22 protein-coding genes are annotated in these 25,364 nt (G+C 63.2%); 11 read left to right on the top strand and 11 right to left on the bottom strand.

Features of this window, described 5'->3' with window-relative positions; translation table 11 throughout:
- Window positions 1-35: 35 nt before the first annotated feature.
- Window positions 36-386 (top strand): RidA family protein, encoded by a 351-nt coding sequence (locus tag O0882_RS13265; protein WP_099759545.1) that lies wholly within the window; start codon window positions 36-38, stop codon window positions 384-386.
- Between the two features lie 32 nt (window positions 387-418).
- Window positions 419-2,671, top strand: coding sequence for a bifunctional (p)ppGpp synthetase/guanosine-3',5'-bis(diphosphate) 3'-pyrophosphohydrolase (locus O0882_RS13260; RefSeq protein WP_289948611.1), 2,253 nt, complete (start codon window positions 419-421; stop codon window positions 2,669-2,671).
- Window positions 2,672-2,732: 61 nt separating this feature from the next.
- Here the strand turns inward: O0882_RS13260 and O0882_RS13255 are convergent, their stop codons facing one another.
- The 3 genes from O0882_RS13255 to O0882_RS13245 form a co-directional block, all read right to left on the bottom strand.
- Complete coding sequence (locus O0882_RS13255) at window positions 2,733-3,683, bottom strand: cation diffusion facilitator family transporter (RefSeq protein ID WP_289948610.1); 951 nt, start codon at window positions 3,681-3,683, stop codon at window positions 2,733-2,735.
- Window positions 3,684-3,800: 117 nt separating this feature from the next.
- The gene (locus O0882_RS13250; RefSeq protein ID WP_289948609.1) at window positions 3,801-4,676 is read right to left on the bottom strand and encodes a pirin family protein; all 876 of its coding nucleotides are present in this window, start codon (window positions 4,674-4,676) and stop codon (window positions 3,801-3,803) included.
- A gap of 57 nt (window positions 4,677-4,733) precedes the next feature.
- Window positions 4,734-5,333 (bottom strand): NAD(P)H-dependent oxidoreductase, encoded by a 600-nt coding sequence (locus O0882_RS13245; RefSeq protein WP_289948607.1) that lies wholly within the window; start codon window positions 5,331-5,333, stop codon window positions 4,734-4,736.
- A gap of 108 nt (window positions 5,334-5,441) precedes the next feature.
- Between O0882_RS13245 and O0882_RS13240 the strand changes: the two genes are divergently transcribed.
- Window positions 5,442-6,347: a LysR family transcriptional regulator gene (locus tag O0882_RS13240; protein ID WP_289948606.1), complete on the top strand. Its 906-nt coding sequence runs from the start codon at window positions 5,442-5,444 to the stop codon at window positions 6,345-6,347.
- A gap of 21 nt (window positions 6,348-6,368) precedes the next feature.
- Here the strand turns inward: O0882_RS13240 and asd are convergent, their stop codons facing one another.
- Window positions 6,369-7,217, bottom strand: a complete 849-nt coding sequence (gene asd / locus O0882_RS13235; protein ID WP_289948604.1) for an archaetidylserine decarboxylase — start codon at window positions 7,215-7,217, stop codon at window positions 6,369-6,371.
- A gap of 392 nt (window positions 7,218-7,609) precedes the next feature.
- Here asd and O0882_RS13230 point away from each other — a divergent pair, with 392 nt between their 5' ends.
- The 5 genes from O0882_RS13230 to O0882_RS13210 all read left to right on the top strand — a co-directional run bounded on the left by O0882_RS13230 (window position 7,610) and on the right by O0882_RS13210 (window position 13,917).
- Window positions 7,610-9,691, top strand: coding sequence for a TonB-dependent receptor (locus O0882_RS13230; RefSeq protein ID WP_289948603.1), 2,082 nt, complete (start codon window positions 7,610-7,612; stop codon window positions 9,689-9,691).
- A gap of 118 nt (window positions 9,692-9,809) precedes the next feature.
- Window positions 9,810-11,048, top strand: coding sequence for a DEAD/DEAH box helicase (locus O0882_RS13225; RefSeq protein ID WP_230541929.1), 1,239 nt, complete (start codon window positions 9,810-9,812; stop codon window positions 11,046-11,048).
- A gap of 66 nt (window positions 11,049-11,114) precedes the next feature.
- Window positions 11,115-11,732, top strand: coding sequence for an LON peptidase substrate-binding domain-containing protein (locus O0882_RS13220; protein ID WP_289948600.1), 618 nt, complete (start codon window positions 11,115-11,117; stop codon window positions 11,730-11,732).
- A gap of 277 nt (window positions 11,733-12,009) precedes the next feature.
- A complete protein-coding gene (locus O0882_RS13215; protein WP_035818092.1) occupies window positions 12,010-12,753 on the top strand; it encodes a DNA-binding protein in 744 nt (247 codons plus the stop codon).
- Between the two features lie 216 nt (window positions 12,754-12,969).
- Window positions 12,970-13,917 (top strand): cupin-like domain-containing protein, encoded by a 948-nt coding sequence (locus O0882_RS13210; RefSeq protein ID WP_289948596.1) that lies wholly within the window; start codon window positions 12,970-12,972, stop codon window positions 13,915-13,917.
- Between the two features lie 8 nt (window positions 13,918-13,925).
- Here O0882_RS13210 and O0882_RS13205 read toward each other — a convergent pair whose 3' ends face one another.
- Window positions 13,926-14,951 carry a DMT family transporter gene (locus tag O0882_RS13205; protein ID WP_354670268.1) on the bottom strand — a complete coding sequence of 342 codons (1,026 nt, stop codon included), beginning with the start codon at window positions 14,949-14,951 and terminating at the stop codon, window positions 13,926-13,928.
- Between the two features lie 51 nt (window positions 14,952-15,002).
- Between O0882_RS13205 and O0882_RS13200 the strand changes: the two genes are divergently transcribed.
- Together O0882_RS13200 and O0882_RS13195 are read left to right on the top strand one after the other, a co-directional pair.
- Window positions 15,003-15,560 (top strand): XRE family transcriptional regulator, encoded by a 558-nt coding sequence (locus O0882_RS13200; RefSeq protein ID WP_289948594.1) that lies wholly within the window; start codon window positions 15,003-15,005, stop codon window positions 15,558-15,560.
- Window positions 15,561-15,575: 15 nt separating this feature from the next.
- Entirely contained in the window at window positions 15,576-16,487 is a 912-nt protein-coding gene (locus tag O0882_RS13195) for an ADP-ribosylglycohydrolase family protein (RefSeq protein ID WP_289948593.1), read from the top strand.
- Here O0882_RS13195 and O0882_RS13190 read toward each other — a convergent pair.
- The 4 genes from O0882_RS13190 to trpS form a co-directional block, all read right to left on the bottom strand.
- Complete coding sequence (locus tag O0882_RS13190; RefSeq protein WP_289948592.1) at window positions 16,484-17,215, bottom strand: class I SAM-dependent methyltransferase; 732 nt, start codon at window positions 17,213-17,215, stop codon at window positions 16,484-16,486. The two genes, O0882_RS13195 and O0882_RS13190, sit on opposite strands and share 4 nt — an antisense overlap.
- Complete coding sequence (locus O0882_RS13185) at window positions 17,212-18,465, bottom strand: voltage-gated chloride channel family protein (protein ID WP_289948591.1); 1,254 nt, start codon at window positions 18,463-18,465, stop codon at window positions 17,212-17,214. The genes O0882_RS13190 and O0882_RS13185 overlap by 4 nt, the downstream gene beginning before the upstream one ends.
- Before the next feature lie 36 nt (window positions 18,466-18,501).
- On the bottom strand, window positions 18,502-20,091 hold the full coding sequence (locus O0882_RS13180) for a pyridoxal-dependent decarboxylase (RefSeq protein ID WP_289948589.1): 1,590 nt from the start codon (window positions 20,089-20,091) through the stop codon (window positions 18,502-18,504).
- Between the two features lie 164 nt (window positions 20,092-20,255).
- A complete protein-coding gene (trpS, locus tag O0882_RS13175) occupies window positions 20,256-21,332 on the bottom strand; it encodes a tryptophan--tRNA ligase (protein WP_289948588.1) in 1,077 nt (358 codons plus the stop codon).
- 317 nt (window positions 21,333-21,649) lie between these two features.
- Between trpS and O0882_RS13170 the strand changes: the two genes are divergently transcribed.
- Window positions 21,650-23,593 (top strand): CocE/NonD family hydrolase, encoded by a 1,944-nt coding sequence (locus tag O0882_RS13170; RefSeq protein ID WP_289948586.1) that lies wholly within the window; start codon window positions 21,650-21,652, stop codon window positions 23,591-23,593.
- On the opposite strand, the gene O0882_RS13165 is transcribed toward O0882_RS13170, so the two are convergent.
- Both O0882_RS13165 and O0882_RS13160 read right to left on the bottom strand, forming a co-directional pair.
- Window positions 23,590-24,447 (bottom strand): DMT family transporter, encoded by an 858-nt coding sequence (locus O0882_RS13165; RefSeq protein WP_289948585.1) that lies wholly within the window; start codon window positions 24,445-24,447, stop codon window positions 23,590-23,592. The two genes, O0882_RS13170 and O0882_RS13165, sit on opposite strands and share 4 nt — an antisense overlap.
- Before the next feature lie 7 nt (window positions 24,448-24,454).
- On the bottom strand, window positions 24,455-25,276 hold the full coding sequence (locus O0882_RS13160) for a transporter substrate-binding domain-containing protein (RefSeq protein WP_289948584.1): 822 nt from the start codon (window positions 25,274-25,276) through the stop codon (window positions 24,455-24,457).
- Window positions 25,277-25,364 lie beyond the last annotated feature (88 nt).

The raw sequence follows: 25,364 nt of genomic DNA, 5'->3' as shown, positions 1-25,364 counted from the left end.
GCTGTACAGATTTTGAAACAACCGAAAGAAGAAGCATGGAAATTACACGACTGCACGTAGGCAAACGCCTCTCCGAAGTAGCCATACACAACAACACCATCTACCTGGCTGGCCAGATCGCCGAAGACACCACGCAAGATATCGTCGGCCAGACGCGCGAAGTGCTCGGCCATGTCGACCGTTTGCTGGCGGAAGCGGGCAGCGACAAGACTTGCATCCTGTCGTGCCAGATCTACATCGCCGACATGAAAGACTTTGACGGCATGAATGAAGTATGGGATGACTGGGTCGCGTCAAGCCATACTCCGCCGCGCGCCACCGTGGAGGCGAAGCTGGCCAATCCGGCATGCCTGGTTGAAATCGTCATCATCGCTGCAGAGCGCTAGGTTATTCAGTTATTCAGTTTATAAGGTATTACATGGTTTCCATCTCGGCCCCGAATAGCATCACCTCGGAACAACTGGTAGAGGGCTTGAGTGCGCCGGACAGCGCGCGCGTGCTGGACGCGTTCGCGTATGCCACCGAAGCGTATGGCGACAAGCAGACCTTTGCCGGCCGTTCTGCGCTGGAATTCGCCATCGGCGTGGCCACCACCCTGGCTTTTCTGCGCAGCGATGCGGAAACGCGCATCGCCGGCCTGATGTTCGAGCTGACCCTGCTGGACCCCGATACGGCGGCCGATATCGAGCCGCGCTTCGGCAAGCAGGTGTGCGACCTGGCGACAGGCGTGCGCCAGCTGATCCGTTTGCGCGCGCTGACCCAGGCGCAGCACGGCAGCGCTGCCGGTCGCGGCAAGAATGCGGCGCAGCAAGCCGTGGCCCAGGTGGAAACCTTGCGCAAGATGCTGCTGGCGATGGCTTCCGACATGCGTGTCGTGCTGGTGCGTCTGGCCGCTTGCGTGACGACCTTGCGCTATTTCGCCGAATTAAAGCTGTTCAACGAAATGACGCGCGAGTACGGCAAGGAAACGCTGGATTTGTACGCGCCGCTGGCCAACCGCCTCGGCATCTGGCAGCTGAAATGGGAACTGGAAGACTTGTCGTTCCGTTTCATCGAACCGGAAGCGTATAAACGCATCGCCAAGATGCTGGAAGAAAAGCGCATGATGCGCGAGGGCTTTGTTTCCTCGGCGATTCTGCGCCTGCAGACGGAACTGGCTTCGGCCGGTATCCAGGCGGAAGTATTTGGCCGCCCGAAACACATTTACAGCATCTGGAACAAGATGCGCGGCAAGGAACTCGATTTCACGGCCCTGTACGATGTGCGCGCCTTCCGCGTCATCGTTTCCGACGTGAAAACTTGCTATACGGTACTGGGCGTGGTTCACAATATCTGGACCCCCATCCCGAAAGAATTCGACGATTACATTTCGCGGCCGAAACCGAATGGGTATCAGTCGCTGCACACGGTGGTGACGGCCGAGGATGGCCGCCCGCTGGAAGTGCAAATCCGCACGAATGAAATGCACAGCTTTGCCGAATACGGCGTGGCCGCGCACTGGCGCTACAAGGAAGAGGGCGGCTCGAACTTTGCCGGCCAGAAATACGACGAAAAAATCGCATGGCTGCGCCAGTTGCTGGCGTGGAAGACGGAAGTGGCCGACGCCGTCGTGGGCCAGGAAGAAATCCAGCGCGAATGGGTGGAAAAGCTCAAATCGGCCACCCTGGACGACCGCATCTTCGTCATGACGCCGCAGGCGCGGGTGCTGGAATTGCCCGTGGGCGCCACGCCCGTCGATTTTGCCTATCACCTGCACACGGACGTGGGTCACCGCTGCCGCGGCGCCAAGGTCGACGGCATCATGGTGCCCCTGAATACGCAATTAAAGAATGGCCAGACCTGCGAAATCATCACGGCCAAGGGCGCACCGGGTACGGCCGGGCCGTCGCGCGACTGGCTGGGCGCCGGCTACGCCGTCAGCACGCGCACGCGCTCGAAGATCCGCGCCTGGTTCCACGCCATCGACATGCAGGAAACCCTGGCCCATGGCCGCGCGCTGGTGGAGAAATCCTTGCAGCGCGAAGGCAAGACGGCCGTCAATCTGGAAGCGCTGGCGCAAAAGCTGGGCTTTGCGAAAGTCGACGAGCTGTTCCTGTCGGTGGGCAAGGATGAATTCAGCCTGCGCCATGTGGAGCAGGCGCTGCACGACAATGGCGAAGTGGTGGTGCCGGAAGACGCCGTGCTGGTCGGGAAAAGCCGCGCCTCCAGCGTGGAGCAGGGCGCCAAGTCCGGCGTGCTGGTGGTGGGCACAGAAGGCTTGATGACGGTGCTGGCCAAGTGCTGCAAGCCGGCGCCGCCGGACAGCATCGTCGGCTTCGTCACGCGCGGCAAGGGCGTGTCGATCCACCGCGCCACCTGCAAGAATTTCGAGGAAATGCGCGCCAAGTCGCCCGAACGCGTGATCTTCACGGAGTGGGGCAGCACGGGCGGCCACGATACGGTGTATCCGGTCGACGTCTTCATTCTCGCCGGCGACCGCCAGGGCTTGCTGCGCGACATTTCCGAAATCTTTTCGCGAGAGAAAATCAACGTCATTGGCGTCAACACCCAAAGCGCCAAGGGGCAGGCCCGCATGACGTTTACTGCCGAGATCAGCTCGACGGCGCAGTTGTTGAAGGCGCTGAATGTCATTAAAGACGTGAGTGGGGTGCTGGAAGCAAGACGCAGTTGATCTTGTTCACCCCAAGAGCATAGACCGGGGTCGTACCCTCAGGGTACGACCCCAGTATTTGCTAGTGGGTTTTGTCACCCGCATGCAGTCCCGCCATCGTGGCGGTTTCAGGCTGCAGAGTAATATGATCGATCCCATGCTTGACCAACAGCATCTTCTTGATCGCGCGCAAGACCTTTGGCCAATGGTCGAGGTGTTCGATTTCCACGTGGCCGATCAGGGCCGGCTGGCCCGGCGACATGTCCCACACATGCAGATCGTGCACGGCAATCACGCCGTCCACTTGCTCCACGTCCGTGCCCACGGCGATGTAGTCGATGTGCATGGGCACGCCTTCCATCAGGAAGTGGTAGGACTCGCGCAGCACGCCGAACGTGGATTTTAAAATCAGCAGCGAGACCAGCACCGACAGCAGCGGGTCGATCTGCATCCAGCCCGTGAAGTAAATCACGGCGCCGGCGATGATGGCGGCAACCGAACCGAGCAAATCGCCCATCACGTGCACGAGGGCGGCGCGCGTGTTGACGCTTTGCTTGTCTTTCGACAATACCCACGCCACCACCACGTTGATCGCCAGGCCGATGAAGGCGACGATGAAGACCATGCCGCCCTTCACAGGTTGCGGCGCGGAAAAGCGCAGCACGGCTTCATAGCAGATCCAGCCCACCACGCACAGCATGGCCAGGCCGTTGACGAAGGCGGCCAGCGCCTCGGCGCGGCCGAAGCCGAACGAGTGGCGCGGCGAGGGCGGGCGGCGCGCGATCAGTTGTGCCAGCAGGGCCAGGCCCAGCGCGGCCGCGTCCGTGACCATGTGGCCCGCGTCGGAAATCAGGGCCAGCGAATTGGACATGAAGCCGGCCGCCACCTCAATGCCGGCAAACGACAGGGTCAGTCCCAGCGCCCACGCGAGGATGCTCTGGCTGCGCCCCTCGAACGAGTGGGTGTGTTTGGCGTCGCCCTTCAGGTGGGCGTGCAAATGGGTGGCGTCGTGTTCGGTGTGCGTCGGCTGCATGGAATGCTTTGTGGAATGAGGTTGCCGTCAGTGTAATTGAAAAGCAACAACATAGTCGGCACGTAAAAAAACCTGCAGGCCCGGAGGCGCTGCAGGTTTTTCCTGAAGCAGACTATGTTACTGCGCTGCCGTCTCGCCAAACTTGCCTTCGCGGAAGTCCTGCACGGCCTGGAACACTTCCGCCTGGGTATTCATGACAAACGGGCCATACTGCGCGATGGGCTCGTTCAAGGGCTGGCCGGCGACGAGGATGACGCGGCCGCCTTGCGGTGCTTCGATGCGTACGCCGTCGCTGCCCGGCGTGTTGGCGAAGATCGCCATGCGCAGGGCGGGCACGGCCTTGCCGTCCACCTGCACTTCGCCACGGAAAGTGTAGATGAAAGCGTTATGGCCTGGTGGCAATGGCTGCTCGAAGCTGCTGCCGGCCGGCAAGTCGATATCGAGATACAGCGGTTCCGTCAGCTCGCGCTGCACGGCGCCCGTCACGCCATGGCTCTCGCCGGCGATCACTTGCACGGCCACGCCGTCGTCCGTCGTGTAGCGGGGGATGTCGGCGCTGGTGAAATCGCGGTACCACGGCGTGCGCATCTTGTCGCGCGCGGGCAGGTTCAGCCACAGCTGAAAGCCTTCCATCACGCCTTCTTCCTGTTCCGGCATTTCCGAGTGGATCACGCCGCTGCCGGCCGTCATCCATTGCACGCCGCCCGAGGTCAGCAAGCCTTCGTGGCCCGCGCTATCCTTGTGGCGCATGCGCCCCGTGATCATGTACGAGACCGTCTCGAAGCCGCGGTGCGGATGCTCGGGGAAGCCGGCGATATAGTCGTTCGGCTTGTCGCTGGCAAAGTTGTCGAGCATCAAAAACGGGTCGAGACGGCGCTGCAGCTGCTGCGTCAGCACGCGGTTGATCTTCACGCCGGCGCCGTCCATGACGGCCTGGCCGGCGATCACGCGCTCGACGCCGCGTGGCTTGTTGACGGTGGTGATGTCGCTCATTGTTCTCTCCTCTAGGCCAGGACGGCGCCAGTGCGCCGCCCCTTTCACTGCTGGGAATTACACCAGAATCGCGTTGATCTCGGCGTCCGCTTGCGCTTGCGCCTTGGCCACGGCTTCCGGGCCCATGCCCATGCCTTCCGAATACACGTATTGCACGTCCGTCAGGCCCAGGAAACCGAACATGGTGTTCAGGTAAGGCACCTGGCTATCGTTGGCGCTATCGCGGTGCAAGCCGCCGCGGGACAGGCCCACGTAGACTTTCTTGCCGGTCAAGAGGCCCACGGGGCCGTTTTCCGTGTACTTGAAGGTGACGTTGGCGCGGGCAATCGCGTCGAACCAGCTTTTCAGTTGCACGGTGATGCCGAAGTTGTACATCGGTGCGCCGATGACGATCACGTCCGCCGCTTGCACTTGCGCAATCAGGGCGTCGTCCAGGGCGATGCGGGCCGCTTGCTCCGGCGTGCGCTTGTCCGCTGGCGTGAACAGCGCTTGCAGGGTCGGCTCGTCGAGCACGGGGTGCGGTGCAGCGGCCAGGTCGCGGCGGACCAGGGCGGCGCCAGGGTTGGCCGCTTGTACGCGGGCAACGATGGCGTCAGCCAAACGGGTCGAGGCGGAACCGGTGCTGCGTGCGCTGGAATTGATTTGCAGGATGTTCATCTTGTTTCTCCGTGTGAGGTGTCTTGCGATGGATGAACTATAGCAATTCCAAAATTGATGCGGAAGCCGTTAAAATGGATAACATTAATCCACTCATGGAACAAACTCATGGATATCGATCCCGGAGATTTGCTGCTGTTCGCGCGCGTCGTCGAGTGCGGCAGTTTTTCGCGTGCCGCCCAGCGCGTGGACTTGCCCAAGTCGACCCTGTCGCGCCGCATCTCGCTGCTGGAAGCGAAATTGGGTGAACGGCTGCTGCTGCGCACCACGCGCAAGCTGGCGCTGACGGAGTTCGGCGCCAGCCTGCTCGAGCACGCGCGCAAGGTGGTGGAAGAAACGGAGGCGGCCGGCGCGCTGGCCCAGCACCGCCAGGCGGGGCCCAGCGGTTTGCTGCGCATTTCCATGCCGGCCGACTTCGGCGACGCGCTGATGCGCCAGGTGCTGGCCGAGTTCGTGCGCCGCTACCCGGCCATTTCGCTGGAGCTGGACTTGTCGGCGCGCCGGGTGGATTTGCTGGAAGAAAATTTTGACCTGGCCATCCGCATGGGCAACTTGCCCGACGATGCCAGCCTGGCCGCGCGCCGCGTGGCCTTCAGTACCCTGGCCCTGTATGCCTCGCCGCAATACACGAGCGTGCACGGCTTGCCCGAACATCCCGACGATCTGTATGGCCACGATTTGCTCAGCTTGCCCCGCGCCGTGCATGGCCTCGTGCACTGGACTTTGATCCGTGGCAAGACGACGTGGGAGCGCGATTTGCCCGTGCGCCTGCTGGCCAATTCGCCGGAATTGCTGGTGCGCATGGCCTGCACGGGCGTGGGCATCGCGGCCAGCACGGATCGCTTTGCCAAGACCTATGTGGAGACGGGGGAACTGGTGCGCGTGCTGCCGGAGTGGAGTTTCCCGCTAGTCACGGGCTGGGCCGTGTTTCCCGGCCGGCGGCTGATGCCGGCCAAGACGCGCGCGTTTCTCGACCTGATGGAGGAAATGTACCAAACGGATGCGCCCGTGTAGGCGCGCATTCCGCTGGCTTACTTACTTGGGCACGTTGCCCATGACTTCGCCCAGCTGCACGGGGCCGGCTGGTTGCCAGTTGGCGTTGAAATTGATTGTGCCTTTCGGGAACAGCATGACGACGGTGGAACCGAGCAGGAAGCGGCCCAGCTCTTCGCCCTGTTTCAACACCACATTGTCGTTCGCATAGCTCCAGTCGCGGATTTTACCCGTGCGGGGCGGGTTGACGACGCCGTGCCAGACGGTAGCCATGCTGCCGACGATGGTGGCGCCCACCAGGGTCATGACGAAGGGGCCGTTGGCCGTGTCGAACACGCAGACGACGCGCTCGTTGCGGGCGAACAGGCCGGGAATGCCGCGCGCCGTCGTGGGGTTGACGGAGAACAATTCACCAGGGACATAAATCATGCGCGTCAAGCGGCCATCGCACGGCATGTGGATGCGGTGGTAGTCGCGCGGGCTCAGGTACAGGTTGGCGAAGCTGCCGTGTTCGAACTGGGCCGCCAGGGCCGCATCGCCGCCCACCAGGGCCGTGGTGCTGAAGTTGTGGCCCTTGGCCTGGAAGATCTGGTCCTTGTCGATGCTGCCGAACTGGCTGATGCGGCCATCGACGGGGCAGACGTAGTCGGCCTGCGCCAGCGGACGGGCATCGGGGCGCAGCGCGCGCGTGAAAAAGTCGTTGAAACTCGTGTAGTGCGTGATGTCCGGGTCCAGCGCCTCATCCATGTTGACGTTGTAGCGGCCGACGAACCAGCGGATCAAACGCGTGGTCATGGCGCCGCCCTTGGCGCCGGCGATGCGTCCGGCAAAGTTGGTCAACGCCCCCTTGGGCAGCAGATATTGAGGCAAAACGGCAAGACGGTCAGACACGATGGGAAGCCTTTGACGGGGTGATCGGAATAATGGCGAAAACGCATTATAGCGGCGATGTGGCGCGCAATGATAATGCCGTATGCAAGGGTGCGTATCGCAGTCTGCCACCGAATTTAATTTGCTATAGGAAATATTTTCAGGAAACTGTGCCACTCGGAAAAAATTACAGCACAATACAGCGGCCTGTTTTTTAGCATTTAGCCATTTTTATTCAGCCAACTTTTTTCAGCCAGCTCATGATGCCACGCCGTTGCCTTCGCCTTACCGTCCTTTGTTCCGCCGTTTTACTTGCCTGGAATGCCCAGGCCCGGCAATCCGAAGCGCCAGCCGCCGACGCCGCTGCTGCCACCTCTGCGCCGCTGAAGGCTGAAAAGCCAGCCGCGCCCGCCATGCAGAGCGTCGAAGTCAAGGGCAGCGGCTATGACCCGCGCCGCGACGATACGGCCAGCAAGATGATTGTCAGCAGCGAAGAAATCCTCAAGTATGGCGACACGAATGTCACCGACGTGCTCAAGCGCTTGCCCGGCATCACCGTGTCCGGCGCGGCCGGGCGCTCGGGCGGCGAAATCCGCATGCGCGGGCTGGGCAGTGGTTATACGCAGATATTGCTCAACGGCGAGCGGGCGCCGGCCGGTTTCTCGCTCGACACCCTGTCGCCCGACGTGATCGAACGCATCGAGATTTTGCACGCGGCCAGCGCCGAATACAGCACGCAATCGATCGCCGGCACCATCAACGTAGTGCTGAAAAAAGCCGTCAAAACAGCGCAGCGCGAGCTCAAGCTGGGCGTACAGGGCAGCGACGTGAGCTTCTCGCCCAGCGTCAATCTGCAACTGTCTGACCGCGACGGCAATTTCTCGTATTCCATGGCCGGCTCGCTGTTCCGCTACGATTACCACTACGACAATCCCGGGCTGGAACTGGGCTATGCGCCCGATGGCCGGCAAAACCTGCTGCGCCGCACGAATGGCACCGGCGATGGCCGTCCGGAAGGCATCAATCTGTCGCCGCGCCTGAACTGGGTGCTGGCCGGTGGCGACAATCTGACGGCGCAATTCTTCTTCAATGGCGGGCGCTCGAACCACCGCAATTTCAGCCGCGAGGAAACGGAGCAGGGCTTGCGCCCAGACTACGACACCAGCACGGGCAGTTCCAGCAACCACAATGCCTTCGGCCGCAGCGACCTGACGTGGCTGCACAAGCTGGCTGGCGGCGCCAAACTGGAACTGAAAATCGGCGCCTCGGCCGCCCGCAACACGTCCGACAGCCTGCAGCAGGGCTTTATCGACGGCAGCGGCCTGGCGCTCGAACGCCAGGTGGGCGTGAAGGCGACGGAAAACGGCGTCAGTTCCACCGGCAAGTATTCCTCCCCCTTGCTGCCCGGTCACGCCCTGTCCATGGGCTGGGATGGCGCCTACACGCAGCGCGAGGAAACGCGCCGCCAGCGCGAGGTGGCACTCGGTGCCTTGGGCGCGCGCCCTCCCGTCAACAGCGACGAGGGTTTCGACGCCACCATCAAGCGCCTGGCTTTGTACGTGCAGGATGAATGGGAAATCACGCCGCGCTGGTCCATGTATGCGGGCGTGCGCTGGGAAGGCATCGATACGCGCAGCGCTGGCGATACCTATGACGAAGTGAGTCAGCGCACCAGTGTCTGGAGCCCGCTGCTGCAAACCCTGTGGAAGTTGCCTGATACCAAGGGTGACCAGGTACGTCTGGCCCTGACGCGCACCTACAAGGCGCAGCCCACGGCGAGCCTGATTCCGCGCCGCAATACCTCGACCAACAATAGCCAGACCGACCCTGACCGCGAAGGCAATCCTTATCTGAAGCCGGAACTGGCGCTGGGCATCGACGCCTCGTACGAACATTACTGGGCCGAAGGCGCCTTGCTCAGCGCGCGCGCCTCGGCCCGCCGCATCGACGGCTATACGCGCCAGGGCTTGCTGTTCATCAATGACCGCTGGGTATCGACGCCCGTCAACGATGGCCGCGCCAATACGCAGACACTGGAACTGGAAGCGAAGTTCCCGCTGCGCGCCGTATTGTCCGCGCCCGTGCCGGCCATCGACTTGCGCGCCAGTATCAGCCGCAACTGGTCGCAGGTAGAGCAGGTGCCGGGGCCAAACAATCGGCTCGACCAGCAAACGCCCGTCAGCGGCAACTTCGGTCTCGACTACAAGACGCCGGACGGCATGCTGACCACGGGCGGCAGCTTCAATTTCCGCAATGGCGGCCCGGTGCGCATCACCGAACGCCAGAGCGCCTACACGTCGCCGCGGCGCGACCTAGACATTTATGCGCTGTGGAAATTCGATGCGAAGAACCAGTTGCGCCTGGCCGTGTCGAACCTGCTGGCGCAAGACTTCGAAAGCACCACCACGTATGCGGACGCCAGCGGCACCATCGTGCGCAACAGCATTTCACCGAGTTCGCCGCAGGCGCGCGCGACCCTGGAAATGAAGTTCTGATCGTGACGTTCTCGTACTGAAAACCCCGGCCGGCATCTCCGCTGGCCTATAATCTCGGCAATTGCGCGCACGGCCAATCCGTGCGCGCCACCTTTTACTTTGCCAAGATTGCTTCCCCATGACGTTTTCCTCCCTCGGCCTGATCGATCCCCTGGTCCGCAAACTCGATGAGCTCGGCTATGCCAAGCCCACGCCCGTGCAGGCGCAAGCGATTCCTGCCGTGCTGGCCGGCCGTGACCTGATGGCCGCCGCCCAGACGGGCACGGGCAAGACGGCCGGCTTTGCCGTGCCCTTGCTGCAGCGCCTGACCCTGGAAGGCGTGGTGGCGCCCCAGTGCGTGCGCGTGCTGGTGCTGGTGCCCACGCGCGAACTGGCCGAGCAGGTCTATGCCAGTTTCCGCAGCTATGGCGGCAACCTGCCGCTGCGCAGCTTTGTCGCCTACGGCGGTGTGCCCATCGAGCCGCAGATCAGCAAACTGCGTAAGGGCCTCGACGTGCTGGTGGCCACGCCGGGCCGCTTGCTGGACTTGCAGACGCAGGGCGCCGTCAAGTTCGAGCAAGTGCAAACCCTGGTGCTGGACGAGGCGGACCGCATGCTGGACCTGGGCTTCGAGCGCGAGCTCGATATATTGCTGATGAGCATGCCCAAGCAGCGCCAGACTCTGTTGTTCTCGGCCACCTTTTCGGACGCCATCCGCGCCATGGCGAAAACCATGCTGAAAGACCCCGTCTCGGTGGAGGTGAGCGCGCGCAACAGCACGGTCAAGGCGGTGAAACAGTCGGTCATCGTGTGCGACAAGAAACGTAAGCCGGAACTGTTTTTGCACTTGTTGAAGAAAAAGCGCTGGGGCCAGGTATTGGTCTTCGTCAAGACGCGCAAGGGCGTCGAACTGCTGGTGAATACCTTGCTGGAGCAGGGCGTGCGCGCCGATTCCATCCACGGCGACAAGACGCAGCCGAACCGCCTGCGCGCGCTGGCCCGTTTCAAATCTGCCGAGGTGCAGGTGCTGGTGGCCACCGACGTGGCCGCCCGTGGCCTGGACATCGATCAATTGCCCGTCGTCGTCAATTTCGACTTGCCGACGGTCGCCGAAGACTATATCCACCGCATCGGCCGCACGGGCCGCGCGGGCGCTTCGGGCGAAGCGATCTCGCTCGTCTGTGCCGACGAGGTGGAATTGCTGTCGGCCGTGGAAGCGTTGACGCGGCAAACCCTCAAACGCAACGAGGAGCCCGGTTTCGAGGCCGAGCACCGCGTGCCGGGCACGTCCGCCGGCGGCACCATCCAGAAGAAGGCCGTCAAGGTGCTGGCGCCGAAAGCGGCCGAGCGAGCCAAGAAAAGGCGCTTTTACAAGTAATCGGCGCAGTTAGGCTGACAAGGCAAGCGCGCAGCACGGATATGGCATTCGTGCCATCATGCGCCTATGACCTCGATACCTTTGTTCCCGCTCAATACGGTGCTGTATCCCGATGGCTATCTGCCCCTGCAGATCTTCGAGGTACGCTACCTGGACATGATACGCAAGTGCATCATGGGCGAGCAGCCATTCGGCGTGGTACAACTGCTGGACGGTGCGGAAGTGCGCAAGCCGGGCCAGCAGGAAACTCTGGCGCCCGTGGGCACCCTGGCGCGCGTCATCGACTGGGCCGCGCCCCTGTCGGGCTTGCTGCAAATCAAATGCATGGGCCTGCAGCGCTTTCACATCCTTTCCAGCGAGCAGCTCAAGCACGGCTTGTGGATGGCGCAGGTCGAAACCTTGCCGCCCGATAAGACCATTCCCATTCCCCAGGAGCAGCAGAACGTCGCCGACGCGCTCGGCGCGCTGATCCGCACCTTGCAGGAGCAAAAGATCCCGCCCGAGCAAATGCCATTGCAGCCGCCTTTCCGCCTCGACGAGTGCGGCTGGGTGGCGAACCGCTGGTGCGAGCTGCTGTCCCTGAGCGCCATGCAAAAGCAATTGCTGCTGAGCCAGGATAATCCCGTGCTGCGACTGGAGTTGGTGCAGGACATGCTGACGGAAAATGGCCTGCTCGAAGAGTAACACCTATCAAAACCTACTGCGCGTCGCGATTTGCGGCCTCCGATGCTCACTGCCTCGGCGGCCCCGTGCATCCGCACAGCTCCGCCTCTCAGCCACAACTCGCATCCGCTCGCTACGGTTTTGTTAGGTGTCCTAAACACCGCATGCCGCATGTTTTCTCACGCTTGCGTTGTGCAATTGTAATCTCTATTGAGAAATACTTTACGCTTTGCCGCCGCTGGCATAAGATAGTGCCCCTGGGCAAGATTGCCCTGGGCAACATTCAAGAGCAGACGACATGGCAAAAGTAAGCGCGGAACAGATCAATGCGGCAATGGAGGCGATGGCGGGCGAAGGCCAGGCCATCACGGTGCGCGCCTTGCGCGAGCGGTTGGGCAACGGCGCCTGCCTGGGCACCATCAGCAAGCTCTTGCTGCGCCGCAAGGCGGGTGCGCAACGCCAGATCGCTGCCGCCGCCGAACTGTCGCCCGTGCTGCAGCAAGCCATCCTCGATTATGTAGGACAGGAATTAAGCGCCAGCCACAGCGCGCATGAAGCCGAGATGAACGACAATCAACAGGAATTGATGGACCTGGCCAGCGAGAATGAGCGTCAGCAAGAGTTGCTCGACCTGCAGGCGGGCGAACTGGAAACCTTGCGCGAGGAACTCGAACGCGAGCGGCAAGTGGCGAACCAGGCCCGCACGGACCTGGCCAAGGCGCAGCTGCGCCTGGAAGGCTTGCCACGCCTGGAAGAGGCGGCCGAGCAGGCCCGCATGGACCTGGCCAAGGCGCAATTCAAGCTCGAAGGCATCCCGCGCCTGGAAGAGGCTGCCGAAGCGGCGCGCGCCGAACTGATCCAGGCCCAGCTGAAGCTGGAAAGCCTGACGCGCGTGGAAACGGAACTGGCGGCCGCGCGCCTGGAACTGGAAGCGGAACGCGAAGAGCTGGGCGAGACGCGCGCCGAGCTGGACGAAGAGCGCACCTTGCGCATCAAGGCGCAGCAGTTCATCGTCGATCCCATCTTCAAAACCCCGGTCTGAGGACACCTGACCAAATCTGCTGCGCGTCGGTATAGGCGGCCTGCGATGCTCACCGCACTTCAGTGCGGTTGCGTTTCTCGGCCACCTCTCCCTTCCGCTCGCGACGGTTTTGTCAGGTGTCGATGCGTCGGGGGAATAGGTCATGCTGGCCTTGCTGGCTTAAAATGGCGCACTGTCGCGCCATGCCGCGCGGCGCCCTGATCGCAAAGAAGGTTTATGTCCGTAGAAAAAGAAGTGCCGCACGAGCTTGCGGCCCCCCCCATCGCGCCGCGCGCTTTGCCGCCCAGGCCGCCAGCCGAATGCAGTTCGCCCGAAGCGGCACTCGCGCGCAAGCAGGCGCGCGAAGACAAGGATGCGCAGGTGCGCGGCGTCATTTCCATCGAGGCCATGCGCGTAGCCATCAAGCAGGCGGCGCGTGACTTGCAGGCCATCAGCGAGGTGCCGCGCCTGGGCGTGCTCGATGCCGCCGCCTTCCGCGCGCGCGCCGCGCTGGGCTTGCCCTTCCTGATGCGCGGGCTGGTGCAGCGCTGGCCCTTGTTCAGGCTGGCGCCCGATGTCTTGCGCGAGCAGTTCAGCCACGTGCCCGTGCGGGCGCGGGTGGGCGACTACATCAACACGGCGTTTGCGGCCGACCGCGCCATGCTGGATATGTCGATGGGGCAATATCTGGACCTGGTGGCAGAGGGCAAGTACGCGCTGCCGCCTTACCTGGGCAACCTGGAGTTGCGCGAGCTGAACCGTTTGACCCACTGGCCCACGTATTTCGACAAGATGGGCCCGCCGCGCTTCTGGGTGGGGCCGGCCGGCACGGTGACGCCCTTGCATTGCGATTACGACGACAATATCTTCGCGCAAGTGTGGGGCCGCAAGCGCATCTTTTTGTCGCCGCCGCACCACGACACCTTCCTGTACCCCAGCGAGGCGAACGCCATCCTGTTCGGTTCGCCGTTCGACCCGGAAGCGCCCGACTTCGAGCGTTTTCCCCTGGCGCGCCAGGCGACCATGATCGAATGCCTCGTCGAACCGGGCGACATGCTGTACGTGCCCGCCGGCTGGTACCACCAGGTGCGCGCGCTGACGTTTTCGCTGTCGTCGAACCGCTGGGCCAGGGCCGTGCCGCTGGCGCTGCATGGGGATATGGCGCTGCGGCGGGCCGAGGCTTAGAACGCCTATCAAAACCTACTGCGCGTCGTAATTTGCGGTCTGCGATGCTCACTGTACCTTCGTACAGTTGCGCTTCTCAACCACAACTTCCTTCCGCTCGCTACGGTTTTGTTAGGCGTTGTTAATCTGATGGCGCGATGGCCTTGCCATCGGCACGCAGGCGCTTCGGCCGCCACTCGCTGAGGATGCCAGCAGCGATGATCAATATACCCCCCCACGATGGCCAGCGCGGGCAGGCGTTCACCGGCGATGCGCCCGATGACGCCGGCCCAGACAGGTTCGCCCGCATAGATCAAGGTGGCCTTGGTGGCGGAAATGCGCTTTTGCGCCCAGTTCATCACATATTGAATCAGCGCGCTGGCGCAGCCCAGGGCCAGCACGCTGAGGATGAACGTCTGGCTCAGGGCTGGCGGCGCTTCGCCCATGACGGGCATCAGCAGCAGGGCGATCAGGGATGCCGTCGCCAGTTGCACGATGGTCACGCGCAGGATGTTCAATTGCGGCGAGACGCGGCTGATGAGGATGATTTCCAGGGCGATCGCGATGGCGCCCACGGCCGTCATCAGCTCGCCTTTGCCCAAACCCATGTTCAAGCCATCCGTTCCCGTGAGCAACAGCAAGCCGACGAAAGCCAGCACCACGGCCGCCCAGACGGCGGCGCGGGGCCGCTGCTTGAAGACCAGCCATTGCACCAGCGGCACGATGGGCACATAGAAGGCCGTGATGAAGGCCGATTTACTGCTCGTGATATGCATCAAGCCATAGGTTTGCAGCGCATAGCCGCCAAAGATGCTCACGCCGATGGCCATACCCGTCAGCAATTCGGTCTTCGTCAACTGGCGCAACTGGCCCCTGCAAACGAGGGCGCCGATGCTGGCGGCCACGGCAAAGCGGGCGGCGACAAAGGCCAGCGGCCCGCTGACCGTCACGGCATGCTGCACGACAAGAAAAGTACCGCCCCAAATGAAGGTAATGGCGATCAGGGCCAGCTCGGGCAGGCCGAGGGCGGGCGGGGGACTTGCGTGTGTTTTCATGGGGAGCTATGCTATGAGCAGAATATTTCCCATCATCATAGGAGCAATATATTGCGCAGTCAAGCCGAGGCCGGTGGCGTGCTGGCACACCTGGCCGCAAATCTGCGGCGCTTGCGCGTCGCTGCCGGCCTCAGCCAGGAAGAGCTGGCGCGCCTGTCGGGACTCAGCCGGCGCATGGTCAATGGCGTCGAGGCGGGCAGCACCAACATCAGCCTGGCCAACCTCGACCACGTGGCCGCCGCCTTGAAAGTAGCCTTTGTCGACCTGGTGCAGCCGCCGCGGCGGCCGCACGACAGCCTGCGCGTGCTGATGTGGCAAGGCGAGTCGCAGGCGAGCCAGGCCGTGCTGCTGGGCGCGGCGCCCGCCAGCCGCCAGGTCGAACTGTGGTCGTGGACCCTGGCGCCAGGCGAGCGCTATGATGCGCAAGCCGATCCGGCCGGCTTCAGCGAAATGCTGTATGTGCTGGAAGGTGAGCTGCAGCTGGTCCTGGCGGCCGGAACCAAGTACCTGGCCACCGGCGATTTTTTCGTCTTCAGCAGCGCGCAAGCGTATGCCTACGTGAATGCGGGTGCATCCACTTTGCGCTTTACGCGCAATGTGGCCAGCTAAGAGTCAATGGAAACCATGAATACGTCAACTTTGCACAACCGTTATTTGGGCGCCATGCTGGCGCTGGCCTGTGGCGATGCCGTCGGCACGAGCGTGGAGTTTTCTCCGCGCGGCAGCTTTGCGCCGGTGACTGGCATGTTGGGCGGCGGTCCGTTTGGTCTGCAGCCAGGACAATGGACGGACGATACTTCAATGGCGCTGTGCCTGGCCGAAAGCCTGGTCCAGAAAGGGGCGTTTGATCCGGCGGACCAGATGGTGCGGTATCTGAACTGGTGGCAATGGGGCTATCTGAGCTCCACGGGCACCTGCTTCGATATCGGTGGCACGGTAAGAAGCGCGCTGGCCAGTTTCCAGGAAACGGGCAACCCCTGGAGCGGTTCCACGGCGCCTGACACGGCGGGCAATGGTTCGCTCATGCGCCTGGCCCCGGTCGTGCTGTTTGCTTATCCTGATACCGAGGCGGCCGTGGCCTATGCCGCCGATAGTTCCCGCACCACCCATGCGGCACCCGAGGCGGTCGAAAGCTGCCAGTTGTTCGCCGCCTTGCTGTGCAGCGCGCTGGCGGGTACGGCGAAAGAAGAGCTGATCGCGAGTATCGCGTACCGGCCTGCCGAACCCAGGCTGGTGGAGCTGGCTAGCGGTAACTTTATCGCCAAAACGGAGCAGCAGATACGCGGCACGGGTTATTGCGTGGAGTCGCTGGAAGCGGCGCTCTGGTGTTTCTTCAATACCGGCTCACTGGAAGAGGCCGTGTTACGCGCCGTCAATCTGGGCGAAGATGCCGATACCACTGGCGCCATCGTCGGCCAGCTTGCCGGCGCGTATTATGGCGCGCAGGCGATTCCTGCGCGCTGGCTGGAAATGCTGGCCATGCGCGGCGATATCGAAGAGCTGGCGGGCAAATTGTTTGAACGGGCCCGGAGCTAGGGCCGGCCGCACCCCACCAGCAACAGCATCGGCCGTTCCCGCTCTTCCGCCAGGGCCGGCTGCTGCGCCACCTGTTCGTCTGTCGGCCCCCATTCTTCCACGTGTTCCAGCTGGAAACCGGCGTGTATCAATGCGTTCAAGGTCGTGCCGATGGTGCGGTGCTGCTTGATCACGCCCGGCGCCAGCCAGTCCGAGACGCGCGGGCCTTGCTGCTGGTAACTGTCGACGGGCCAGCGCTTGCGGCCTTGCGCATCCGTCAGCCAGCCCGGCTGGCGCGGCGCCATGAAGATCGGGTGCTCGATGGAAAACACCAGCTTGCCGCCTGGCTTTAAACTCTGGCGGATGGCGGCCAGCAGGGTGGCGAAACCTTCGATGTAGTGGAACGTCAGTGAACTGTAAATCAGATCGTAGCTGGCGGGCGGCAAGGCCAGTTGTTCCAGGTCCAGCCGGGCATACTCGACCGCCGCATGGTTCCCCATGCCACGCGCCTGCGCCAGCATCTTTTCCGACACATCCACGCCCAGCACCCGTGCCGCGCCGGCTTGCGCCGCCCAACGGCAGAACCAGCCATAGCCGCAGCCCAGGTCGAGTACCTGCTTGCCTTGCACATCCGGTAACATGGCGCGCAGGGCTGGCCATTCGGGGGCACTGTCGAGGCCGCCAATCGAGCGGGGCAGCTGGCTGTAGCCGGTAAAAAAGGCGTCGTTGTCGTAGATATTCTGTGTCATGTGTCGAGATCCTTGGCCGGATGGCGCTTGGCGTGGCCGCTGCGCTGCGCCCGGTAAATGCCCGCGTGGCCGGAAAACAGGTAGGCCACCACGCAGGCGATGGCCGCGTAGACGCCGATTTCGGCGCCGAACAGTTCCATCGCCATCAGGGTCGAGGCGATCGGCGTGTTGGCGGCGCCCGCGAAGACGGCGACAAAACCGATGGCGGCCAGCAGGGTGACGGGTTGGTGCAGCAGCGGCCCCAGCGCATTGCCCAGGGTCGCGCCGATGAAGAACAGGGGCGTCACTTCACCGCCCTTGAAACCGGTGCCCAAGGATACAATGGTAAACGCCATCTTGCCGAGGAAATCCCAGGCGGGCAGCGGTTCCTTGAGGGCGTCGACGATGGTGGGAATGCCCAGGCCGATATATTTGTCGGTGCCCAGCAGCCACACGGCCAGCGCGACGGCGACGCCGCCGGCCAGCGGACGCAGCGGCGCGTAGCCGATCCAGCGCTTCATCAGCGCGCTCAAGCCGTGCGTGGCTTGCGCAAACACCTTGCCCGTCACGCCGAACAGCACGCCCGCAATCACCATGGCGGATAAAGTCCAGGCGGAAAGGGCGGGGATCAGTGGCACGGCGTAATGCGTGTGGTGAATGTTGAATAACTGCCCCCACAGCAAGCCCACCTGGTCGGCGATGACGGCGGCAGCCAGGCAGGGCAGCATGGCTTCGTAGCGCAGGCGGCCAATGGCCAGTACTTCCAGGCCGAAGAGGGCGCCCGCCAGCGGCGTGCCGAAGACGGAGGCAAAGCCGGCGCTGATGCCGGTCATCAGGATGATGCGGCGGTCTTCATTGTTCAACCGAAACATGCGGGTCAGCTGGTCGGCCAGCGCGCCACCCATCTGCACGGCCGTGCCTTCGCGCCCGACAGACGCGCCGAACAGATGCGAGATGACGGTGCCGCCCAGCACCAGCGGCGCCATGCGCAGCGGGACGATTTTTTTCGGGTCGTGGATTTCATCGATGAGCAGATTCGCGCCACCCTCGACACTGCTGCCATAGCGCAAATACAGCCAGCCGACGGCAAAGCCCGCCACGGGCAGCAGCCAGATCAGCCAGGCGTGCGCCAGGCGCGTGCGCGTCGCCCAGTCGAGGGCGAACAGGAAACAGGCCGAGGCCGACCCAGCCAGCGCGGCCACGATGCTCGCGAGCAGCAGCCATTTCAACAGATGCTGTAACAGGTCGGTGAGGGCGCTAAGTCGCTGCATCGGGCATCCAGTCAAGGCTGATGGGTGGGTGTTTCCTTACAAGCCCAGTTCCGACACCAGCGCCTGGCCGATGGTGCGCTGTTCGGCCAGGATGGCGCGCAAGTGGTGGGGGCGCGTCTTGACATTCGTCATGACCACGCGCAGTACATTGGTCGGGCCGGGGTAGCGCGTCGATTCCAGTACCGTGCGCGAGACAAAGCTGTGGCCCTGCGCCTTTTGCCGGTTTTGCAGCTTGGCGGTCAAGGTGTTCAGCTGCTTGTTCAGTTCCGTTGCCGCATCCAGCTGGCCGCTGGCCAGCAAGCTTTCCATGCGCTGGCGCAAGTGCGCGGGCACGTAGCGGTAGGTGAGAATGAAGGTGTCGGAGCGCGTGACGAGTTCAAAATCCTGCTGGTCGGCCAGTAACTGCTGCAACTGGCCGGACAGGGTGGCCGCCTGCTGCAGCAAGGTCGTGTAGCCGGACACGCCCAGCACCTTGAACGAGGTCCACAGTTTCAAGGCATCGAAGCGGCGCGAGCCTTCCAGCGACGTCTGGCCCAGGTCGCCCGAGTTGTCGCGCAAGATGTAATTGGCGTTGTGTTTCAGTAAGTTCAGGCTGGCGCTATCCTTGAACAGCACCATGCTTTGCGCCATCGGCACCCACAGCAACTTATGCCCGTCGATGACGACGGAGTCGGCCAGGGCGATGCCGTCGTACAGCGTGCGGTATTGTTCGGCGATCAGCAGGGCGCCGCCCCAGGCGGCATCCACGTGGAACCAGATGCTTTCGCGTGCGGCAATCGCCGCCATGGCGGCCAGCGGGTCGATGGCGCCCGTTTCCGTCGTGCCGGCGATGCCGATCATGGCGATGACCTTGATCTTGCGTTGTTTTAAATCGGCAATGGTTGCTTCCAGCGCGGCGACATCGATGCGGTTGTCGCGGTCGACGGCCACCAGGTGCAGCGCGTTTTCGCCGAGGCCCAGGGTCGCCAGCGCCTTTTTCACGGAATAATGGCTGCGGGCCGAACCGATCACGGCCAGCCCCGCATGGCCAGAATCCTGCATGGCGGCAAACAGGCCCCGCTTGCGCGTGCCGGGCAGTTGCTGCTCCAGCGCCACGGCCAGCGCCGTCAGGTTGCCCATGGTGCCGCCATTGACGACATTGCCCAGCGCGCCGCTGGTGGCGGCCATCGCCTGCGTGTAGACACTATCAGCCTGCTGGTACACCTGGCGGTGCAGCCAACCGAGGATCTGCTTTTCGATCAGGGTCGACACATACGCCGTCTCGATCTTCACCTGGTTCTGGTTCAGGGTGGCCGTAAACGCCTCGGCCAGCACGCTGATCCAGGGCAGGGCCTGCGTCATGTGGCCGATGTATTGCGGGTGGTTCAGCTGGGCCGTGTTGGCCAGCACGGTGGCGTCGAGTTCTTGCAGGAATGCCACCACGGGCATGCCGTTCGCGGGCAGGCAGGTGTCGGACAGTTGCGTCAGCAGTTCCGCATACGGCGTGTGCGGATAGGCCGTGTCGCGTTCGGCGGCCAGCCAGCCGCCCAGCATGCCCAGCGCCTGCCGCAGGGGCGCGGGGGCCTGTTGCAGCGCATCGATGGAAAAATGCTGCTGCAGCAGCTGTTCGATAGCGGAGTCGGTCATTAGCTATGTTTCAATATATGGTGACCCTAAGACAAGTGCCGGGGTCGGACCCTCAGGGTCCGACCCCAGACTCTGCTGTTGGGTTAGGCAAAAAAATGGCCCGGCGGAGACGGGATTCTACCCGACTCCGGCAGGGCGCATCAATTTGCTATTGGCTGTGGTAATTAGAAGTAGTTCAGGCCCAGCGCCGACTTGACTTCATCGGCCGTGCGGGCCGCCACTTCGCGCGCCTTGAAGGTGCCTTCCTTGAGCATCTGGATGACTTGTCCCTTGTCTTTGGCGAACTCTTCGCGGCGGGCGCGGATCGGCGCCAGCATTTCCTGCAAGACCAGGTCCAGGCGTTTCTTGACGATGCTGTCGCCCAGGCCGCCACGCACATAATGGGCTTTCATTTCGGCCAGCGCCGCTTTTTCCGGGTCAAACGCGTCCAGGTAGGTAAACGCGATGTTGCCTTCCAGGTGGCCCGGGTCTTCCACGCGCAGGTGCAGCGGGTCCGTATAGACTTTTTTCACGGCAGCCGTGATTTCGGCCGAGGTCGCGCCCAGGTTGATGGTGTTGCCCAGCGACTTGCTCATCTTCGCCTTGCCGTCGATGCCGGGCAGGCGGCCGATGTCGGGCACCAGCGCCTTGCATTCCATCAGCACTTCGCGGTTGTACATGCGGTTGAAGCGGCGCACGATTTCATTCGTTTGCTCGATCATCGGGATCTGGTCTTCGCCCACGGGCACCACGCCCGCCTTGAAGGCCGTGATGTCGGCCGCCTGGCTGGCAGGGTAGGTCAAAAAGCCGGCCGGGATGTCGCGCTCGAAGCCGCGCAGGCGGATTTCTTCCTTGACGGTGGGGTTGCGCTCGAGGCGTGCCACGGTGACGATGTTCAGGTAGTAAAAGGTCAGCTCGGCCAGTTCCGGGATTTGCGACTGGATGAAGACCGTGGTTTTCGTCGGATCGATGCCGACGGCCAGGTAATCGAGCGCCACTTCGACGACGTTGCGGTGCACCTTGTCGATGTCATCCATATTGTCCGTCAGCGCCTGCGCGTCGGCCAGCATGATGAATTGCTTGTAGCTGTTCTGGTAGCGGACGCGGTCGCGCAGGCTGCCCACGTAGTGGCCCAGGTGCAGGGGGCCGGTCGGGCGGTCGCCCGTCAGGATCACGGATTGCGAAGCGAGGGCGGCGGCGGACAGCGGTGCTGCCGGGGCGTTCTCGGTGTCGGGGGTATCGGGAGTGTTAGGCAAGCTCATCAAGTTTCCTTTTGAGCCGCCTGCATCGGGGATGATCCAGGCTGGAGCCTGTTACGCCACCGATCGAGGCGGCGTGGATCAAATTCACATCACTATAGAGTGGCCGCGCGAAAGTGAGCGGGACCACCAATTCAAGCAGGCGTGTTGTGACGGGATAAATTTCATGGCGTTATGGTTGCAGTTCGTGCGCGTTCTGTCAAGTTGCGTGCCCATATATCTGCTGCGCTGCGTCAGAGCTTGGCCTACTGCGGAACTTGCTTTCCGGGTACTATTGCCGTTCGGCCACTTTTGCGTGGCATGAATCATTGGAGAACAGTATGCGCGTTTCGTCCCCCGTCCGGCTCACCGGCCTGGCCCTGGTTATAAGTTCCCTGTTTGCTGCGCCCGTGCTGGCGCAAACGCCGCCCATGACGCCCGATATTGGCGCCAAGCTGGTGATGCCCGACCTGAACGACTACGTCAAGCGCGTGGTGATGATCCCCATGCGCGACGGCGTCAAGCTGTACACGGTGATCGTCGTGCCGAAAGACGCCAAGCGGGCGCCCATCATGCTCACGCGCACGCCGTACAACGCGGCCCGCCGCGCCCAGCGTGCCGCCAGCCCCAGCATGCTGGCCGCCTTGCCGCAGGGCGACGATACCCTGGTGGAAAATGGCTATATCCGCGTGTTCCAGGACGTGCGCGGCAAGCATGGCTCGGAAGGCGATTACGTCATGACGCGCCCCGTGCGGGGGCCGCTGAACCATACCAAGGTCGATAACGTGACCGATGCGTGGGACACCATCGACTGGCTCGTGAAGAACGTGCCGGAAAGCAATGGCAAGGTGGGCATGCTGGGTTCCTCGTACGAGGGGCATACGGTGCTGATGGCCCTGGTTGACCCGCATCCGGCGCTGAAGGTGGCCATCCCCATGAGCGCCATGGTCGATGGCTGGCGCGGCGACGACTGGTTCCATAACGGCGCCTTCCGCATGCCCAGCTTGTCTTACCTCGCGTGGCAGACAAGCGTGCGCGACAGCGGCGAGGCGCCCGTGCTGGGCGTGTATGACGAATACGATGCGTATCTGCGCATCGGCTCGGCCGGTGCTTACGCGAAGAAGTTCGGCATCGACAAGCTGACTTACACGAAAAAGCTGTTCGAACACCCGGCCTACGACAGTTACTGGCAGGAACAGGCATTGGATAAAATCCTGGCGAAGCGCCCGCTGATCGTGCCCACCATGCACGTGGTGGGGCAGTGGGACCAGGAAGACATCTATGGCCCCTACGCCAGTTACACGGCGATGGAAGGGCGTGACAAGCACAACAACCTCAATTACCTGGCCATCGGCCCGTGGCGTCATAGCGGCGTCAACTATGACGGTTCCAGCCTGGGCGCCCTGAAGTTTGACGGCGACACGGCGCGCCAGTTCCGCGAAAAAGTCATGCAGCCATTCCTCAATCAATACCTGAAGGATGGTGCGCCGGACGCGAACACGGCGCCCGTGGTGTCGTACCAGAGCGGCACGAACCAGTGGCAGCGCCTGCAGCAGTGGCCGCTGGCCTGCGCCACCTGCGACACCAAGCTGACGCCGATCTACCTGCAGGATGGTTACAAGCTGGGCTTTGCGGGGCCATCGGGCGCTGCGGATGCGGCGCAAGGCGCCTTCGACGAATACGTGGCCGATCCGGCGAAACCCGTGCCCTTCGTGGCGCGTCCCGTGCGCCTCATTGACGCCGACGTGTGGAAGCCATGGCTGGTCAGCGACCAGCGCGGCTATGCCGACCGCACGGATGTGCTCAGCTACGTTTCCGAACCGCTGAAAACGGCCGTGCGCATCGCCGGCGCGCCGATGGTCAACCTGTTTGCCGCCACCAGCGGCACGGATGCCGACTGGGTCGTGAAACTGATCGATGTGTATCCGGACGAAGTGCCGTCGCAGCCGGCCATGGGCGGCTATCAGCTGGGCGTGGCGATGGATATCTTCCGCGGCCGTTACCGCGACAGCTTCGAGCACCCGACGGCCATTCCTGCCGGCAAGGTCGAGCGCTACCGTTTCGCCTTGCCGAACGCGAACCACGTCTTCCTGCCCGGCCACCGCATTGCCGTGCAAGTGCAGTCGAGCTGGTTCCCCCTGTATGACCGCAATCCGCAAACCTTCGTGCCGAACATCTTCCTGGCCCAGCCAGGCGATTATAAAAAGGCGACGCAGCGCGTGTACCACGCGACAGGCGCTGCCAGCGCCATCGAGTTGCCGATAGCGCCGCTGGACGCCCGTTAGGCGATTCGCATCAGGATGGCTCCCGCCGCGATCAGGCTGATGGCCAGATAGCGGCGGGGGCTGATTTTTTCGCGCAGGAACAGGGCCGCAATGGCGATAGCGAACAGAATCGACGTCTCGCGCAGGGCCGCGATGGCGGCCACGGGTGCCTGCGTCATGGCCCACAGGGCCAGGCCATACGAAGCGAGGGTGCCAAAACCGCCAAACGCGGCCAGGTGCCATTGCGTTTGCGCATACGCCAGCAGGCCGGCGCGGCGGCGCAGCAAGGTCCACAGCAGCAGTCCCGCGCCGTTCAAGACAAAAATCCACATCGTATAGGCGGCCGGCGCGCCCGACAGGCGCACGCCGATGCCGTCGATCAAGGTATAGCTGGCGATGACGCAGGCGTTGCCCAGCGCAAAGGCGGTGGCGCGTCCCGTGCTTTTCGCGATGCCGGCCGTGGCGGGCAGGCGCGCCGCAAAATACAGGCCGAAGATGCCCGCGCAGATGCAGGCCACGGCGCCCATCTGCATGGCGGACAGGCGTTCGCCGATCAGCGGCCAGCTGGCCAGCGCCACGAGCAGCGGTGCGCTGCCGCGCATCAAGGGATAGGCATGGCTCATGTCGCCCGCCTTGTAGGCGGCCGCCAGCAGCGAGTAATACGCCAGCTGCGCCACGGCCGAGGCGGCCAGGTAGGGCCAGCTGGCGGGGGCGGGAGCATGAACAAAGGGCAAGACGGCCAGCGAAATCAGGGCCGCGCCGACGGATACCAGCACGGTCGTGAGGAAAGTATCCTTGCCCGACTTGACGATGGCATTCCAGCTGGCGTGCAGCAGGGCGGCAAACAGGACGATGGCGACGACAAAACCGGACATGCGGGCCTTAGCGCGGACGTATGCTCAGCGAGAGCAGTTCCTGGCGGTGATGACGCTGGAAGGCGTCCATCACGGTGCCCGAGCGGCCCGCCTTGTCCAGCAGTTCGCGCAGGGTGGCCTGGTCTTCCGCCGTCAGGGACTTGCGCGATACATAGACGCCGCTCATGCCCCACGGCAGCTCCGGCAGCGCTTCCAGGCGCAGGCGGTCGGCCAGGCCGTACACGCGCGCATCGTTTTGCGCCACGCCGGCGAGGATGGTGGGCGCCATGATGGTGGCATCGATGAAGCCGCTTTGCATCAGACGCGCCACGGACAGCGCATCGACTTCGTAGAACAGGCGCCCCTGGCTGCTCAGCTCCTTCGCCAGCGCCTGGTATGGTGCGCCATAGTCGTAGCCGCGCACCAGTGCCACGCGCAATTCGCGCCGCTCGATGAGTTCCTGCATGGTGTTGATGGGAGTGCGCGCGCCTTGCAGTGAGATCAGCAGGGGGCGGCTGCCCAGCATGGGGATGAACAGGCCATGCTGGTCGCGCCGCGGCGTGCTGCTGGCCGGGATCAGCAAGTCTGCCTTGCCCGCCTCGAACATCGCTTCCAGGCGCGCGCGGGGCACGGCCGTGAAGATGAAATTGCAGCCCAATTTGGCGCCCATGCTGCGCAGCAAGTCGGGATAGATGCCGCCGATGCTGGCGCCATTGACCACCACGCTGGCGCCGATGGCCGAGACGGGTACCTGGATGTCGCGCGAGCATTGCGCGCCTGCCAGCGACGGCAGCGCCAGCGCCAGCAGGGCTACGGTTCGGCGCCAGGCGCTGGAATAAAAGTCAGTCATACCCATCCTTGCTTGCCATCGAATCGCGGGCATCGGCAACGCCCGCTTGATTATCCCATTCTCGCCTATCTATTTCTCAAATGCAATA

It is taken from the genome of Janthinobacterium sp. SUN073, assembly GCF_030397665.1.
Taxonomy (GTDB): domain Bacteria; phylum Pseudomonadota; class Gammaproteobacteria; order Burkholderiales; family Burkholderiaceae_D; genus Janthinobacterium.
This window is presented reverse-complemented; position numbering and strand designations above follow the sequence as displayed.